Origin of the sequence: Streptomyces sp. NRRL F-5123 (assembly GCF_000721495.1) — a bacterium.
Classification (GTDB): Bacteria; Actinomycetota; Actinomycetes; order Streptomycetales; family Streptomycetaceae; genus Actinacidiphila.
The window spans coordinates 47,930-63,159 of record NZ_JOHY01000004.1 but is presented as its reverse complement, the minus strand read 5'-3'; the positions used below and the strand labels follow the sequence as shown (position 1 = coordinate 63,159).

Here is a 15,230-nt window from a genome sequence, read left to right as displayed (position 1 = left end):
GTGTTCGTGCGCGGGCAGCGCATCGGATCCCGTGCGGCGGCACGGGTGGTGGAGACCCCCGGCGGCCCGGGCCTGCCGGGCGGCCCGGCGCCAGTTCGGCTCAGCCGGCGAACGACTCCGCGTAGGACGCGAACGCGTACATGGCGTCGAGGCTGCCGGGTCTCGGGGGCTGCGCGGGGTCCCAGCCGAGCGCCCGTTCGGCGCGGCAGGCGCGACCGCTTTTTCCGGCACGCCCGCCGCGCCGTCCGTCCCCCTCTCCGCTGACTGCCCGGCGGACCGGTCCTTCCGGTGACCCGGCCGTGGCCGGTCGGCGGTCGGCGGTCGGCGGGACCGGGGACGGGCGGACCGCTGTCGGTTACAGTCAGGGCACGTCCTGCCTCGCCGGTACGACCACCCGGGCCGCCGCCCGGCGGTGGTCCTGAGGCTGCCCGCAGCCGCGGCCTCCCCGGCCCGGGACAGGAGCCCCAGCCACCGGCGTCCCGCCGACAGCCACACGCGCCCATCGTGCTGCCGGGCCGTCCCGCCTGACCAGGAAAGCCATGTCACAGTCGCAGCGAACCGGTTCGTCCGGCCCGGCACCGTTCCCGGTGCCGCCCGCAGCCGTCCCCGTTCCCGTCCCCACGCTGTTCCTGATGGTCGGGCTGCCCGCGGCCGGAAAGACCACCCGGGCCGCCGAGTTGGCCGCCGAGCACCGCGCGCTGCGGCTGACCCCGGACCACTGGATGATCCCGCTGTTCCAGGACTCGATGGCCGGCGGCAAGCGCTGGGTGCTCGAAGGCCGCCTCGTCTGGCTCGCCCTCCAGGCGCTGCGGCTGGGAACCGGCGTCGTCCTCGACTTCGGGCTCTGGGGCCGTGACGAACGCTCCGCACTGCGCTGGCTGGCCAGGTCGGCCGGCGCGGCGTGCCAGGTGGTCTACCTGCCCGTGGACAAGGACGCGCAGCTCGCCCGCATCGCTCACCGCCAGGCGACCACGCCCCACCAGACCTTCCCTATGAGCGAAGCCGACGTGGACGCGTGGCGCGAGCAGTTCCAGGCTCCTGACGTCGCCGAACTCAACGGCGGTCAGATCCCGCCCCCACCGGCAGGCTGGCCCGGCTGGCCCGAATGGGCAGCCGACCACTGGCCCTCGTCCACGGACAACTGACCCGCCTCCGTACCCGCCCCCGGCCCGGGAGCGGCCGCGTCCATCCGCACCCACCCACCACACCGGCGCCGTCGAGCGCCGCCGTCGGCGAGGAGCAGCGGAACTGCCCGCAACCCCGCCCGGACCGCCGGGGCCACGTCAGCCGGCGGTGCCGGTGTGGAGCCAGCACATCGCGCGGTGGCCGGTGTCGGCGCCGGACGCGGCGGGGATGACGGCTTCGCGGGGGCGCTCGGCGCAGACGTCCATGGCGAAGGGGCAGCGGGGGCGGAAGCGGCAGCCCTCGCCGACGACGACCTCGCGGCGCTCCGCGTCGCGTCGGGCGCGGGCGGCCTGCCGCGCCAGACGGGCCTCGCGCACCTGGTCCCGGGTGGCGCCGGTGCTGGGTGCGGCGGCGGCCAGCACCTGGGTGTAAGGGTGCCGGGGGTTGAGGATGACCTCGTCGCTCGGGCCGCGTTCGACCACCTGGCCGCGGTACATCACCATGATCTCGGAGGAGAAGTGCCGTGCGGTCGCCAGGTCGTGGGTGACGTACAGCAGCGCCAGTCTGCGGTCCTCCTTGAGGCGGTTCAGCAGGTTGAGGATCTCCAGCCGGATGGAGACGTCCAGCATCGAGACCGGCTCGTCGGCGAGGAGAACGCTGGGCTCAGGGGCGAGGGCCCGGGCGATCGCGACCCGCTGCCGCTGCCCGCCCGACAGTTCGTGCGGGCGCTTGCGGGCCACGTCGGCCGCCGGGGTCAGGTTCACCTGGCCCAGCAGGTCCGCCACGGCGGTCCGTACCTGCTCCCCCCGCCGGGCGGTGCCGGTGGCGAGCAGCGGGCGGCGCAGGTGGTGCTCCACCGTGTGCGAGGGGTTGAGCGAGGCGAAGGGGTCCTGGAAGACCATCTGGACGGCACGCCGGTAGTCCTTGGCCCGCACCCGGTCGCGGCCGTCGAGCCGGATGGTGCCCCCGGACGGCGTGACCAGCCGGGAAAGCGCCTTGAGCACACTGGACTTTCCGCTGCCGCTCTCTCCGACCAGGGCCAGGGTCCGCCCCGCCTGCAGGGAGAAGGACAGCGAGTCGACGGCACGGAAGTGCTTGCCGCGCGCCTGCGCGTAGTCGATGGTGAGGTCGCTGACTTCGAGGGCGCTCACGTCGTGGATCCTTCGCTCGGTGCGGAACCGTCCACCGCTTCGGGGCGGCCTCCTGGCGGGTCCGGTTCGGATGTTCCCGGTGCACGGAAGGCCGGGTCGTGGAGGTGGCATGCCGCGGTCCACTGCCCAGGACGGTCCGGGACCGCGAGCAGCCGGGGTTGCACCGAGCGGCAGGGCTCGAAGGCGTCGGGGCAGCGGTCGGCGAACGCGCAGCCGGTCAGGTCTTCACGCAGGTCGGGCGGGGAGCCCGGAATGCCGCGCAACTCCCGCCGCTCGCCGGTCAGGTCGGGGAAGGAGCGCAGCAGCCCCTGGGTGTAGGGGTGGGCGGCCGCACCGCCCAGGTGTTCCGCCGGGGCGTACTCGACGATCCGGCCGGCGTACATCACGGCCAGCCGGTCGCTGATCTCCAGCAGCAGGTTCAGGTCGTGGGTGATGAAGACGACGCTGAAGCCCAACTGCTCGCGCAGCCGTTCGATCTCGTCGAGGATCTCCCGCTGGACCACCACGTCGAGCGCGGTGGTGGGCTCGTCCATGATCACCACGCCCGGCTCCAGGGCCAGCGCCATGGCGATGACGACGCGCTGGCGCATGCCGCCGGACAGCTCGTGCGGGTAGCTCCCGGCCCGGTCCGCGTCGATGCCGACCATCTCCAGCAGCTCGCGGGTGCGGCGGGCGCGCTCCTCCTTGGGCGCGCCGGGCAGATGGGCGCGGAAGATGTCGTCGAACTGCCTGCCCACCGTGGTGACCGGGTTCAGCGCGTTCATCGCGCTCTGGAAGACCATGGACAGCCGGTTCCAGCGGAACTCCCGCAGGCCCGCGTCGTCGAGCGCCGCGATGTCCGTCTCGACGCCGTCGGAGCCGCGGAAGACGACGCCGCCGCCGGTCATCCGCGCCGGGGCCCTGAGCATCCGGGTGATCGCGTAGGCGAGGGTCGACTTGCCGCACCCGCTCTCCCCGGCGATGCCCAGCACCTCGCCGCGGTGCAGCCGGAAGCTGACCCCGCGGACGGCACGGGTGGGCCGCTCACCGTCGTACTCGACGCTGACGTCGTCGGCCCGCAGGACGACCGGGGCCGTACGGGAGGCGGCGGAGTCCGCCGAGCCGGTCGTGTCGGTCGCGGCGGCGCTCATCGACCGGCCTCCTTTCGTCCGGCCCGCTTCAGTCGGCCTGGCCGGTGGACACGCAGTGTGGGGTCGAGGACCTCGTCGAGCCCGAAGCTGATCAGGGACAGGGCCGCGCCGAAGACGGCGATGCACAGGCCCGGCGGGACGAACCACCACCACGAACCGCTGGAGAGCGCCTCCGCGTTCTGGGCGAAGTACAGCATGGTGCCCCAGGTCAGCCGGCTCGGGTCCTGGAGCCCCAGGAAGGCCAGGCCGGCCTGGGTGAGGATCGCGAAGATGACCGCGAAGATGAACTGCGAGACGATGATCGCCGCCTCGTTCGGCAGGATCTCCACCAGGACGACCCGCCAGCGCCGCTCGCCGTACAGCCGGGCCGCGAGGACGTAGTCCCTGCTGCGCAGCGAGAGCGTCTGCGCGCGCAGCACCCGGGCGGGGCCGGCCCACGAGGTGACGGCGATGATGGCGATCGTGGCCGTGGCGCTGCCGCCCTTGGTGTACGAGGCGATCACGACGACCAGCGGGAGCCCGGGGATCACCAGGAAGACGTTGCTGACCAGGGAGAGGGTCTCGTCGGCCCAGCCGCCGAGGAAGCCGCCCCCGATACCGATCACCACGGACACGGCGGTCGACAGCAGCGCCGCGGCGACGCCGATCAGCAGCGTGGTGCGGGTCGCGGCGATCAGCTGGTCGAAGACGTCCTGGCCGGTGTCCGTGGTGCCCAGCCAGTGCGCAGCGGACGGCGACTGGGCCAGGTCGAGACTGAGCCCGTCGGGGTCCCCGGCGAGGAGCGGCCCGAAGAGGGCGACCAGGACGAAGACGGTGATCAGTGCCAGCCCCACCGCCAGTCGCGGGGAGCGGCGGACGGTGCGCCAGGCCCTGGTCACGGCGGCACGCGCCCCGCGGGAGGGCCCGGTGGCGGGCAGTTGCGGTACGGGCGCCGGGGCGGGCCCGGCCGAGGTGATGTCGGCGGTGGTCATCGGGCGGACCTCGTTCGCGGGTCGACGAAGCCGTAGAGCACGTCCACCAGGAAGTTGGCGGCGAGCACGGCGAAGGTGATGACCAGGAAGATGGCCTGCATCAGGGGGTAGTCGCTGTTGGTGACGGCCTGGAGGAGCTGGTAGCCGATGCCCTGGTAGGAGAAGACCATCTCCATCACCAGGCTGCCGCTGATCACGAATCCCAGCGAGATCGCGAAGCCCGCGACCGACGGCAGTACGGCGTTGCGGGCCGCGTAGCCCAGCATGACGGTGCGCGGTCGCAGGCCCTTGGCCTCGGCGGCCGAGACGTAGTCCTCGGACAGCGTGGAGACCATCATGTTCCGCATCCCGAGCAGCCAGCCGCCCACCGAACTGAGCACGATGGTGATGGCCGGAAGCAGCGCGTGCCGCAGCGCGGAGCCGATGAACTGCCCCGACCAGCCGATGCTGAGCGCCGGGTCGTAGCTGAACTGGTCGGGGAAGACCGTCCACACCTGGGTGAAGAAGTAGATCAGCAGCAGGGCCACCCAGAAGTACGGGATGGCCGCGAGGAAGGTCGTCGCGGGGACCAGCGAGTCCAGCCAGGTGCCGCGCCGCCAACCGGCCACCGTCCCGAGCGAGATGCCGAGCAGCGCGCTGATCACGGTCGCGGTGCCCACCAGCCCCAGCGTCCACAGCACCGAGGAGCGCAGGATCTGCGACACCGGTGTGGGGAAGTAGGTGATCGACAGGCCGAACCGCAGGCGGGCGATGGAGCCCAGGTAGTCCCGGTACTGGCTGAGGATGCTGCCGTGGCCGAGCCCGAGCATCTTCTCCAGCGTGTGGCGCTCGCCCGGCGGCACCTGCCCCTGCTGGGACTGCCGGGCCAGGATGAGGTCGACGGGGCTGCCGGGGATGAGCCGGGGCAGGGCGAAGTTGACGGTCACCGCGACCCACGCGGCCACCAGGTAGAAGCCGAGCTTTCTCAGTACGAACCGCATGTCGCCGCTTACTTCTTGCCGCTGGCGGCGGGGGCGATACGGGCCGCGACCCAGCCGTTGTCCATGGCGAGCCAGACGGCGGCACCGGCGTACGGGTTGTCCTTGGTCGGGTAACCCGTGACGTGGTTGCCGTTGAACTCCTGCTCGTCCTGGGCGTTGAAGAGCGGGATCACCGGCATGTCGTTCATGAAGGCGCGTTCGAGCTGGTAGAAGTACGGCTGCTGCTTCGCCGCGTCGGGGGTGGCCGCGATGGCGTCGAGGGCCGCGTCGACCGCGGGGCTGGAGTACTCGCCGAAGTTGCCGACCGTGCTGGGCGTACCTTCCTTGGGAGCGATACGGCTGTCCATCATCTGGTCGTAGTACGAGTACGGCACCGGTGTGAAGCCCTGACTGCTGATGATCATCTGGAACTTGCCGCCGTACTGGTGGGCGGTGAACTGGTTGTACGCGACCGCGTTCACCGTCAGCCCGATGCCCACCTTGGCGAGCTGCTGCTTGAGCAGCTGCCCGGTGCTGATGTAGTCGGTCCAGCCGGCGACGGTCTCCAGTTCGATGGACAGCTTCTTGCCGTTCTTGGCCCAGTTGCCGTCGCCGCCCTTGGTGTACCCGGCGGCGGTGAGGTAGCCGGCGACCTTGTCCGGGGTGTCGAACGCGGCGTCTTTCAGGGAAGGGTCGAGCACCGACTCGAAGTTGGGCATGAGCAGGCCCATCGGGTTGGCGGGTCCTGCCTGGCCGCTGTAGACGGCCTTGCTGATGAAGTCCCGGTCGATCGCGGCGCTGATCGCCTTGCGGACGTTGACGTCGGCGGTCGGCCCCGACTTCGCGTTCGGGATCAGCATGGCGGTGGCCAGCGGGAGGTTGACCAGGTCGAACTCGGGGTCCTTGGCCAGGTAGTTCTTCTCGATGTTGGGGATGAAGCCGCCGCCCCAGTCGATCTTGCCCGCCTCGGTCGCGGCGTTGGAGCCGTTGTTGTTCGAGAAGGACAGGAAGCGCATCGTCTTGAACCTGGGCAGGCCCTTGAAGTAGTAGTCGGTGCGGGCCTGGAGGACCATCGACATGGGGGCCACCGACTTCACCGTCCACGCCCCGGTGCCGACCGGGTTCTTGTTGACGCCCTTCTTCTTCTGGGCGTCCGGGATCGCGGCCCAGACGTGCTCGGGGATCATGTCCACCTTGCCCAGGACGAAGTACTCCTTGGTGTAGGCGGAGTTCGCGAACTTCAGCGTGACGGTGTCCGAGCCGGTGGTGGTCACGCCGGTCAGGCCCAGCGCGTACTGGTCGAAGTCCTTGTTCTTCATGGGGAGTTCGTAGGTGTACGCGACGTCCTTGTTGGTGAACGGCTTGCCGTCGTTCCACTTGGCGTCGGTACGTATCTTGATCGTGAGCGTCCTGCCGCCGTCCGACCAGGTGTACGAGGTGCCCAGCCAGGGCTGGATGTCACCGGCCTTGGCCTGGTTGTAGTGGAACAGCGGCTCGTAGAGCAGGCCGTGGGTGGGTATCAGCGCGGACGGCGAGAACGGGTTGAAGTTCGCCACCAGGTTGCCGGTCGTGCCGGTGACGGTGATGGTGCTGCCGTCGGCGGTGGACGAACTGCCTCCGGAACTGCTGCAGGCTGCCGAGGTGAGGCCGAGGGCCATGACGGCGCAGGCGGCGACGAGACGGCGGCGGGCCGCTCTGGTGACGTTCATCGGTTCCCCTTGATCGTGAGCGCCGCGAGACGCCCGTGGGCACGCTCGGCGGTCGTGTGCTGTGAGATTCCGGGCATGGCTGACAACGATGTCCGGCGGAGTGACGCGGCCGGCGCGCTCCCGGACGGCTGCGGGTGCGGACCTGGACGTGCTTCAGGACTTCGAGGCCGGACCTGCCGAGCCGGAACCTCCTGGCGACCGTGCGGCTCGCGGGCCGAGGCGGTTCCACCTGCTCACCCCGGCCCGTGGCATGGCCGTGAAACTAGAACGCCGGAAACCCGGGTGTCAATACTCGGAACCGCCCTTCGGCCGGTTTCAATTCTCGCCGTGGCGCACCAGAGGGCGTCGAACGCTTAACCGGTATTTCAACCAGGGCCTAAACATGCCTGATCAGCCGCCCGGACGCGCCCGGATCGGCCCCTGCCCGCCCGGTCCTGTGGCGAGCGGCACTGCTCCCGTGCCCTGGGCATTGGTACGTACCCGGCGGCGCCCGCGCCCTCGGCCGCGCCGGGCATCGCGAATCACATATGCGTAATGCGGTCTTGACGCTGAACCGGTCGAGTGATTGCATCCCCCGTGCCGGTCACGGAAACCGGCGCAGAGCTGCCGCTACCGCCGCCGCGCGCCCGGACGGGAACCGCCACCGAAGCCCTCCCCGGGCCAAGTGGCGATGTGCGCACATTGTTTGTGCCCACCCGTCCGCGTCGCGGAACACGCCCGCGCCTCGCGCGCCCGCCGGCCCGCCGCGGCCACCCACCGCACCCGTCGAAGGGGATCACCGCCCATGCTTCGCAACTCCGCCCGGCTCACCGCCGACGGGAAGCCGGTCACCTGGCTCGGCGCCAACTTCTGGTCCCGCACCGGCGGCCCGCTGATGTGGCGCTCCTACGACCCCCGCGTCGTGGACGAAGAACTGCGGGCGCTTCGCGACCACGGCATGAACGTCACCCGGTCCTTCTACTACTGGCCGGACTTCATGCCGACCCCGTACAGCGTGGACGAGGCCGCCTGCGGGCACTTCGCCGACTTCCTCGACCGCCACCAGGCGCTCGGGATGACCACCATCCCCACCTTCATCGTCGGCCACATGTCGGGCGAGAACTGGGACCCGTCCTGGCGCGGTGGCCGGGACCTCTACAGCGACGTCTGGCTCGTCGCCCGCCAGGCCTGGTTCGCCGGCCGGATGGTCCGCCGGTTCAAGGACCACCCGGCGGTCTCCGGCTGGCTGGTGTCCAACGAGATGCCGATCTACGGGGCCGCCACCCGCGACCGGGAGGCGGTCTCCTCGTGGGCCCAGATCCTGGTGGACGCCGTGCGCGCGGCGGGCGGCACACAGCCCGTCTCGCTCGGCGACGGCGCCTGGGGCCTGGAGAACTCCGGTCACGAGAACGGCTTCTCGGTCCGTGACGGCGCCGCGATCTGCGACTTCCTCGGCCCGCACGTCTACCGGATGGAGGACGACCCGGTCCGCCAGCACCACGCGGCGGCGTGGGCCTGCGAACTGACCGGAACCTTCGGCCGCCCGGTGGTGCTGGAGGAGTTCGGCGTCACCTCCGACTTCGTCTCCGGTGAGAACGCCGCCCACTACTACCGGCAGGTCCTGCACAACAGCCTGCTGGCCGGCGCCACCGGCTGGATCGCCTGGAACAACGCCGACTACGACGACCTGCGGCACCAGCCGCCCTATCTGCACCACGCGTTCGAGATGCACTTCGGCCTGGTCGACCGGCACGGCCGGGCCAAGCCGCAGTTGCGGGAGGTGGCGGAGTTCGCCCGCGTGCTGGAGCGGGTCGACGTCGGCCGCACCCGGCGTGCGGACACCGACACGGCGCTGGTGGTCTCGTCGTACCTGGACACGGTGTACCCCTTCACCCGCGCCGAGGACCGCGAGCACGTCCACTCCACCGCCCGGCAGGCCTGGGTCGCCGCCCGGCTCGCCGACCTCGCCCCTGCGGTGACCCGGGAGAGCGACGGCCTGGCGGATGACGCCCTGCTGTACCTGGTGCCGTCCGCCAAGCAGCTTCTGTCGCCGACCTGGTACGAGCTGGAGGACCGCGCCCGGGCCGGTGCCACCGTGTACGTCTCGTACTGCCCCGGCCCGCACGACGAGCAGCGCGGGCCGTGGTACGCCCACCTGGACGAGCTGTTCGGGGTGCGGCACCAACTGGAGTACGGCCTGGTGAACCCGATCGAGGACGAGCAGGTCACCTTCACCTTCACCCGGGCATTCGGCGGCCTGCCGCAGGGCGCGCGACTGGCGTTCCCCGCCGCGGGCACCTCCAGCAGCAAGGTGTTCCTGCCCGTGGTGCCCGACGGCGCCGAGGTGCTCGCCGAGGACGCGCACGGCCGTCCGGCGCTGCTGCTGCGCCGCGTCGGGGAGGGCTCGGTCGTCCTGTGCACGTACCCGCTGGAGCACATGGCGGCGGTGACGCCCCGGGCCAATCCCGAGGAGACCAGCACGCTGTACGACGCGCTCGCCGCGCACGCCGGGGTGCGGCGGCCGGTCGGCGTGGCCGACTCCCGGGTGAGCGTGGACCGGCTGCTGCACGAGGACGGCCGGATGTTCGTGTGGCTGGTCAGCCAGTCGCGGGCCGAACTGTCCGTCAAGCCGGCCGTCGCGGCGGGGTCGTCGCTGTACGACCTGGACGGCGCACCGGCCGACACGGTCACCCTGCCCGCGTACGGCGTGCGCGTGCTGGAGCTGCGTACCGCCTGACACGTGGACCGTGGACGGAAGGTCGCGCCAGGGCATTGACTTACCCGGTTAAGTAGCCAAGTCTGGCCTCGCATGATTCCCCCCACGAACCGGGAGACAATCCCATGAAGAGACGCAAGCTTCTGGCGGCCGCGGGTGCCGCCGGGATGGTCGCGGCAGCCGGGCTGACGGCGGCCGTGCTGCCGGGCACGGCCGCCGCCGCCGGCACCGGGTGTTCGGTGACGTACACCGTGACGAGCCAGTGGTCCGGTGGCTTCGGCGCCAACGTGTCGATCACCAACCTCGGTGCGCCGGTGAGCAGTTGGACGCTCGGCTTCGACTTCCCGGCGGCCGGCCAGTCGGTCACGCAGGGCTGGAACGCGACCTGGACGCAGTCCGGCAAGAGTGTGACGGCGACCAGTACGAGCTGGAACGGCTCGCTCGCCACCAACGCCTCGACCTCGGTCGGCTTCAACGGCGCCTGGAGCGGCACCAACCCGGTGCCGGCCGCCTTCACCCTCAACGGCACGGCCTGCAACGGCACGGTGACCACGACGCCGCCGACCACGCCCCCCACGACGCCGCCGACCACGCCTCCCACGACCCCTCCCACCACGCCGCCCGCCGACAGCCCCGCCCCCGCCCTGCACGTGTCGGGCAACCACCTCGTGACCGCTTCGGGTGCCACGTACCGCATGCTGGGCGTCAACCGCTCCAGCGGCGAGTTCGCCTGCATCCAGGGCAACGGGATGTGGGACGGGCCGGCCGACCAGGCGACCGTCACGGCGATGAAGTCCTGGAACATCCACACCGTCCGTATCCCGCTCAACGAGGAGTGCTGGCTCGGCACCGCGGACGTGCCCGCGGCCGGCACCAGCGGGGCGGCGTACCAGAAGGCGGTCAAGGACTACGCCGACCTGCTGGTCGCCAACGGCATCAACGTGGTCCTCGACCTGCACTGGACCTACGGCCAGTACGGCGGTTCCGGGGCGGGTTGCTCCGACGTCAAGGCGACCTGCCAGAAGCCGATGCCCGACGCGCAGTACACCCCCACCTTCTGGACCCAGGTGGCCAAGACGTTCAAGGGTGACAACGCGGTCGTCTTCGACCTGTTCAACGAGCCCTACCCGGACGCGGCGAACAACTGGGCCGACGCCACGGAGGCATGGACCTGCCTGCGGGACGGCGGCACCTGCACCGGCATCGGCTACCAGGTCGCCGGAATGCAGACCCTGGTCGACGCGGTGCGTGCCACCGGCGCCACCAACGTCATCATGACCGGCGGCCTGACCTGGACCAACGACCTCACGCAGTGGCTGGCCTACAAGCCCGCCGACCCCACGGGCAACCTGATGGCCTCGTGGCACTCGTACAACTTCAACGCCTGTGTCACGGCGGCCTGCTGGGACAGCCAGATCGGCTCCGTCGCCGCGAAGGTCCCCGTGCAGGCAGGTGAGATCGGGCAGAACACCTGCGCCCACGACTACGTCGACCAGGTCATGGACTGGGCCGACAGGAACGGCGTCGGCTACACCGCCTGGACCTGGAACCCCTGGGGCTGCAGCCAGGGCAACGTGCTGATCACGGACTGGAACGGCACGCCCAGCAGCACCTACGGCGAGGGGTACAAGGCGCACCTGCTCACCCAGCACCCCTGATCCCGCTCCCCGCGGCTGTGCCCCGGAGGCGCCTTCCGGCTCCTCCGGGGCACGTGCACGCGTGCGGCGGCGGTCAGCGGCGGACCAGGGTGGTGCTGCCGCGCGGGACGAGGACCGAGGAGTCGAGCAGCGTGTCCTGTACGTGCTCGCCGGCGATCAGGGACGGCGACGGCAAGTCGTTCACCACGCTCACGAGCGCCGGATCGGTGATCCGGGCGGTTTCGGCGAGGACCTCCTCGGCCGTACGGCCGAGTCCGTGCCGGGCGACAGCCATGGCGCCGTATACGTGGGACCAGAGGAAGTCGTCCCCGGCGTAACCGCGGGCGTCGCGGCTGGAGTTGTTGATGATGGAGTTGCCTGGGCCGGGACCCAGCCGGGCAGATGCCCGCACCTATCCGTCGACGGCGCGCTTGACGTAGGGCTGCCCGGTGACGTTGCTGTCGCGCGGGACTGCGCCTCGCCCCTGCCTCGCCGGTCTCCGGGCCGCTCGGCTTGCGTCCCGCAGAGCCAGGTGCGCCAGGACTGTTGCATACCGTGCTTGTTCGGTCACCAGGAGTGGCATGATCGGGTGGGTGGATTACCAGCGGTGCACACATCTCCTCGCCACGATGCACGAGAACCCCGGCAAGATCCCCCGGGCGGTGCGGCAGGCGAACGTCTCCAAGTTGCTGGAGGCGCTGGGGCGTCCCGAGCGGGATCTGCGGGGGATGCTGGTGGTGGGGACGAACGGCAAGGGCTCGACGTGCGCTTTCGCGGTGGCGGCGGTGGCCGCTGCCGGCGTGCGGGTGGGGAGTATGCCCAGCCCGCACCTGCAGGAGCCCAGAGAACGGATCCGGATCGACGGGAACCCGGTGACGCCGGCTGAGTACACGGCGGCTTTCGCCGAGGTCTGGGGCGCGATGGAGCGACACGACCTGCCCGTTCTCTCCCAAGGGGTCTTCGCGGCCTCGGCGGCCGTGCACTTCCGGCGGGCGGGTGTCGGTCTGGCCGTGGCGGAGGCGAGTATCGGCGGGAGCCGGGCAGCGGCGGCGGAACTCGGTCTGGACGTGAAGGTCGTCACCGGCGTCGGGCTCGACCACACCCGCCTGCTCGGTGACTCGCTGGCCGAGATCACCCGAGCCAAGGTCGAGGCCGTACGGGACGGGGACCATGTGGTCCTCGGGAGGCTCGCCCCCGAAGCCGCGGACACCGCGCAGGAGATCTGCAAGGAGCGCAGCGGACTGTCCGTGTGGCGCATGGGCCACGAGATCCGCTACGCCGCGCGGACCGTCCCCGCTGCCGATGGGCCCATGACGCTGGTGGACGTCGTCACCCCCCGCGCCGTACACCGCGACCTGCCCTGCCCGCTGCCGGGCACCCACCAGCACCACAACCTCGCCGCCGCCGTCGCCGCCGTTGACGCCCTGGTCGAGCGCGGGCACATCCGACCGCCGGACGGTGGGCAGTTGCGCGCACGGCTGGCGGCCACACGCTGGCCCGGCCGCCTCGAACTCGTCCCCGGCGCCTGCCTGGACGGCTGGAGCGGCCGCGTCCTGCTGGAAGGCGCCACCAACCCGCAAGGCGTGGCGACGGTCGCCCCGGAGATCCTCCGCCAGGCTGAGGCGGACGGCCGTTCGGCTCCGCCGGCGCTGGTCTTCGCCGCGATGGACGACAAGGACTTTCCCGGCATGCTCGCCCCGCTGCCGTCCCACTGGCCGCTGGTCCTCACCCGCACCGACTCGCACGGGGCCGCGGCCCCGGCCGCGCTGCACCGCCGGCTCGCCCCCGGCCGCCCGGGACCGTGCCTGACCGCCGAGGACGCCCCCTCGGCGCTGCGCCGTGCCGCCGAACTTGCCGGCCCCGGCGGCCTGATCGTCGTCTTCGGCTCATTGCGCCTGATCGGCGAGTCCCGCACCGCGCTCGGCCTGCCGCCCGCGTGAGCTGCCCGCCCGACGCGCGGGGGCGCGCAGCACTTCCTCGTCACGCCGGTCCTCACGCACGCGTACTTCTCCAATTCCAGCGCCGGCACCCGTGACAGTGGCTGGCCACGCGCCCGAGGAAGGCAAGCCCGCAGAGGTCTATTTCGACGCGACGCGCGAACTCTGCCGTTCACCGTCCTCCAGAACTTTCGTGGAACTCGTCGCCTCGCGCACGGCGGGGCCGGAGCCTCGCAGCCGAAGGCAGGCCGACGGCCGCCGGAACGGCCTCGCTTCCCGCGTCCGAACGGAACGGCGAGGGCGCACTCGGCGGCGCCGGCCCGGCACGGGACGCCACCGGCACGCCCGGCTCGGACACCGGCGGCAGCCACTCCGAGGCAGGAGCCCGCCCCGGTTCTGACACGCCGGTAGCAAGGGTCCGGGGCGGCTGCGCTCAGGCACGGGCGTCCCGGTGCGCGTAGCCGACTACGCCGGCGCCCGAGCCGGTTTCGCGGCTCGTCGGGCACACCACGTCGGCGCCGGTCGGCGACCGGCGCCAGCGGTCGGAGCCGGTGGACGTCTCACGTCCTGGCGCTGCCGAGCCCGGAGGTGTCGATGTAGTCCCGGACGCGGCTGATCCGCCCGCCGTGCACCCGGAGCACCAGCAGTCCGGGAACGCCGAAGGCTGCGCCTGTGGCCGGAACCGTGCCCAGGACGACCTGCTCGGCGACGATCACCTCCGGGTCGGTGGTCTGGTGGACCGCGATCCTGCGTATCTCCTCCACCCGTACGGGACTCGCGCTCCAGGAGGCCCGGTAGCCGGCGCGCACGGCCTCGCGTCCTTCGAAGCTCGGCGGGAAGCCGGGGACGCTGAACGGGAACTCGTGCACGGCGTCCACGGCATAGAGGTCGGCGAGGTCGTCCGCCGATTTGTCGAGCATGGCCTGGTAGTAGCGGTCGAGAACGTCGTACGGGCTGCGCGGGGCAGCGACTTCGGCGTCGGGCACGGGGTACTCCATTCGCTCAACGGTTGTTGACCCAAGGGAGCCTAGGCCGCGGCCGCCTTTTCGGTCAACGCCCGTGGAGCGAAGGGCTGTAGAGTGGTCCGGTGCCCACCGCCCAGCCGTCCCGCGCCGAGCGCCGCCGCGCCACCGAGGCGCGGATCCTCGCCGGCGCCCGTGAGCTGTTCGCCGAGAAGGGGTTCGACCGCACCACCATCCGGGCCGTCGCGTCGACGGCCGGCGTGGACCCGGCCCTGGTCATGCAGTACTTCGGCTCGAAGCGGGATCTGTTCACCCGTGCCGTCCAGGTCCGTCCCGCGGCGCCTGCCGCCACCGGCGCGGAAGGGCTCGCCGACCAGCTGCTGGCCACGCTCGGCCCCAAACTCGGCGCTCTGCCCGAGGGCACATTGGCGATGATGCGGTCGATGCTCACCGACCCCGGGGCAGCCGACGAGGTCCGCGCTCGCCTCTCCCAGCAGGCCGAAGCCGTCGTCGCCGCGATGCCACCCGCGCAGGACGCGGAACTGCGCGCCATGCTGGCCCTCACCACGCTGCTCGGCGTGACGATCGGTCACCAGCTCCTCGGCCTCCCCGCCCTCCGCGACGCCCCCACCGACCGCATAGCGGCCCTCCTCCGCCCGGGCATCAGCGCTCTGACGGAAGGCAAGGCTGAAAACGAAGTGGCCGGCTGACCGGCTCCGGGCGTGAACGCAATCCGGCCGGCGAGCGGGGGCCCTCCCGCATCAGCGATGCCGCTCCACCGGTGTCAGCCGCGGTGACCGCGACCATCATGTGATCAGGGCGAGGCAGTGCGTGCTTCGGCATGCGCTGGACCGTGGCCGACGGGGCGTACGCAGAAGACTCATTTTCCCGTTATGGGTGAGTGGAGGCGCTGGTAGCGTCCGCCTGTCGTTCTTCGGTACGAGCCGAAGGGGT

The 15,230-nt window shown here is 71.5% G+C and carries 12 protein-coding genes; 5 read left to right on the top strand and 7 right to left on the bottom strand.

The window, feature by feature from the left end:
- The first annotated feature begins 632 nt into the window (after positions 1-632).
- Positions 633-1,145 (top strand): AAA family ATPase, encoded by a 513-nt coding sequence (locus IH54_RS0105285; RefSeq protein WP_031513230.1) that lies wholly within the window; start codon positions 633-635, stop codon positions 1,143-1,145.
- A 138-nt stretch (positions 1,146-1,283) separates the two neighbouring features.
- Here the strand turns inward: IH54_RS0105285 and IH54_RS0105280 are convergent, their stop codons facing one another.
- The 5 genes from IH54_RS0105280 to IH54_RS0105260 are packed head-to-tail and all read right to left on the bottom strand — an operon-like array spanning position 1,284 to position 7,045.
- Positions 1,284-2,276, bottom strand: a complete 993-nt coding sequence (locus IH54_RS0105280) for an ABC transporter ATP-binding protein (protein ID WP_031513228.1) — start codon at positions 2,274-2,276, stop codon at positions 1,284-1,286.
- Positions 2,273-3,406 (bottom strand): ABC transporter ATP-binding protein, encoded by a 1,134-nt coding sequence (locus IH54_RS44320; protein ID WP_107060102.1) that lies wholly within the window; start codon positions 3,404-3,406, stop codon positions 2,273-2,275. The genes IH54_RS0105280 and IH54_RS44320 overlap by 4 nt, the downstream gene beginning before the upstream one ends.
- The gene (locus IH54_RS44315; RefSeq protein WP_107060101.1) at positions 3,403-4,377 is read right to left on the bottom strand and encodes an ABC transporter permease; all 975 of its coding nucleotides are present in this window, start codon (positions 4,375-4,377) and stop codon (positions 3,403-3,405) included. Before IH54_RS44315 ends, IH54_RS44320 begins: the two co-directional genes overlap by 4 nt.
- The gene (locus IH54_RS0105265; RefSeq protein ID WP_031513222.1) at positions 4,374-5,357 is read right to left on the bottom strand and encodes an ABC transporter permease; all 984 of its coding nucleotides are present in this window, start codon (positions 5,355-5,357) and stop codon (positions 4,374-4,376) included. The genes IH54_RS44315 and IH54_RS0105265 overlap by 4 nt, the downstream gene beginning before the upstream one ends.
- A gap of 8 nt (positions 5,358-5,365) precedes the next feature.
- Entirely contained in the window at positions 5,366-7,045 is a 1,680-nt protein-coding gene (locus tag IH54_RS0105260; protein ID WP_031513220.1) for an ABC transporter substrate-binding protein, read from the bottom strand.
- 784 nt (positions 7,046-7,829) lie between these two features.
- Here IH54_RS0105260 and IH54_RS0105255 point away from each other — a divergent pair.
- Together IH54_RS0105255 and IH54_RS0105250 are read left to right on the top strand one after the other, a co-directional pair.
- The gene (locus IH54_RS0105255) at positions 7,830-9,761 is read left to right on the top strand and encodes a glycoside hydrolase 5 family protein (protein ID WP_031513218.1); all 1,932 of its coding nucleotides are present in this window, start codon (positions 7,830-7,832) and stop codon (positions 9,759-9,761) included.
- Between the two features lie 104 nt (positions 9,762-9,865).
- A complete protein-coding gene (locus tag IH54_RS0105250; protein WP_031513216.1) occupies positions 9,866-11,398 on the top strand; it encodes a cellulase family glycosylhydrolase in 1,533 nt (510 codons plus the stop codon).
- Positions 11,399-11,471: 73 nt separating this feature from the next.
- Here the strand turns inward: IH54_RS0105250 and IH54_RS0105245 are convergent, their stop codons facing one another.
- A complete protein-coding gene (locus IH54_RS0105245) occupies positions 11,472-11,789 on the bottom strand; it encodes a hypothetical protein (RefSeq protein WP_031513214.1) in 318 nt (105 codons plus the stop codon).
- 169 nt (positions 11,790-11,958) lie between these two features.
- Between IH54_RS0105245 and IH54_RS0105240 the strand changes: the two genes are divergently transcribed.
- Positions 11,959-13,317, top strand: coding sequence for a bifunctional folylpolyglutamate synthase/dihydrofolate synthase (locus IH54_RS0105240; RefSeq protein WP_234343375.1), 1,359 nt, complete (start codon positions 11,959-11,961; stop codon positions 13,315-13,317).
- Between the two features lie 557 nt (positions 13,318-13,874).
- On the opposite strand, the gene IH54_RS0105235 is transcribed toward IH54_RS0105240, so the two are convergent.
- The gene (locus IH54_RS0105235) at positions 13,875-14,300 is read right to left on the bottom strand and encodes a nuclear transport factor 2 family protein (protein WP_234343374.1); all 426 of its coding nucleotides are present in this window, start codon (positions 14,298-14,300) and stop codon (positions 13,875-13,877) included.
- Between the two features lie 101 nt (positions 14,301-14,401).
- Between IH54_RS0105235 and IH54_RS0105230 the strand changes: the two genes are divergently transcribed.
- Positions 14,402-14,986, top strand: coding sequence for a TetR/AcrR family transcriptional regulator (locus IH54_RS0105230; protein WP_031513207.1), 585 nt, complete (start codon positions 14,402-14,404; stop codon positions 14,984-14,986).
- The last annotated feature ends 244 nt before the right edge of the window (positions 14,987-15,230 follow it).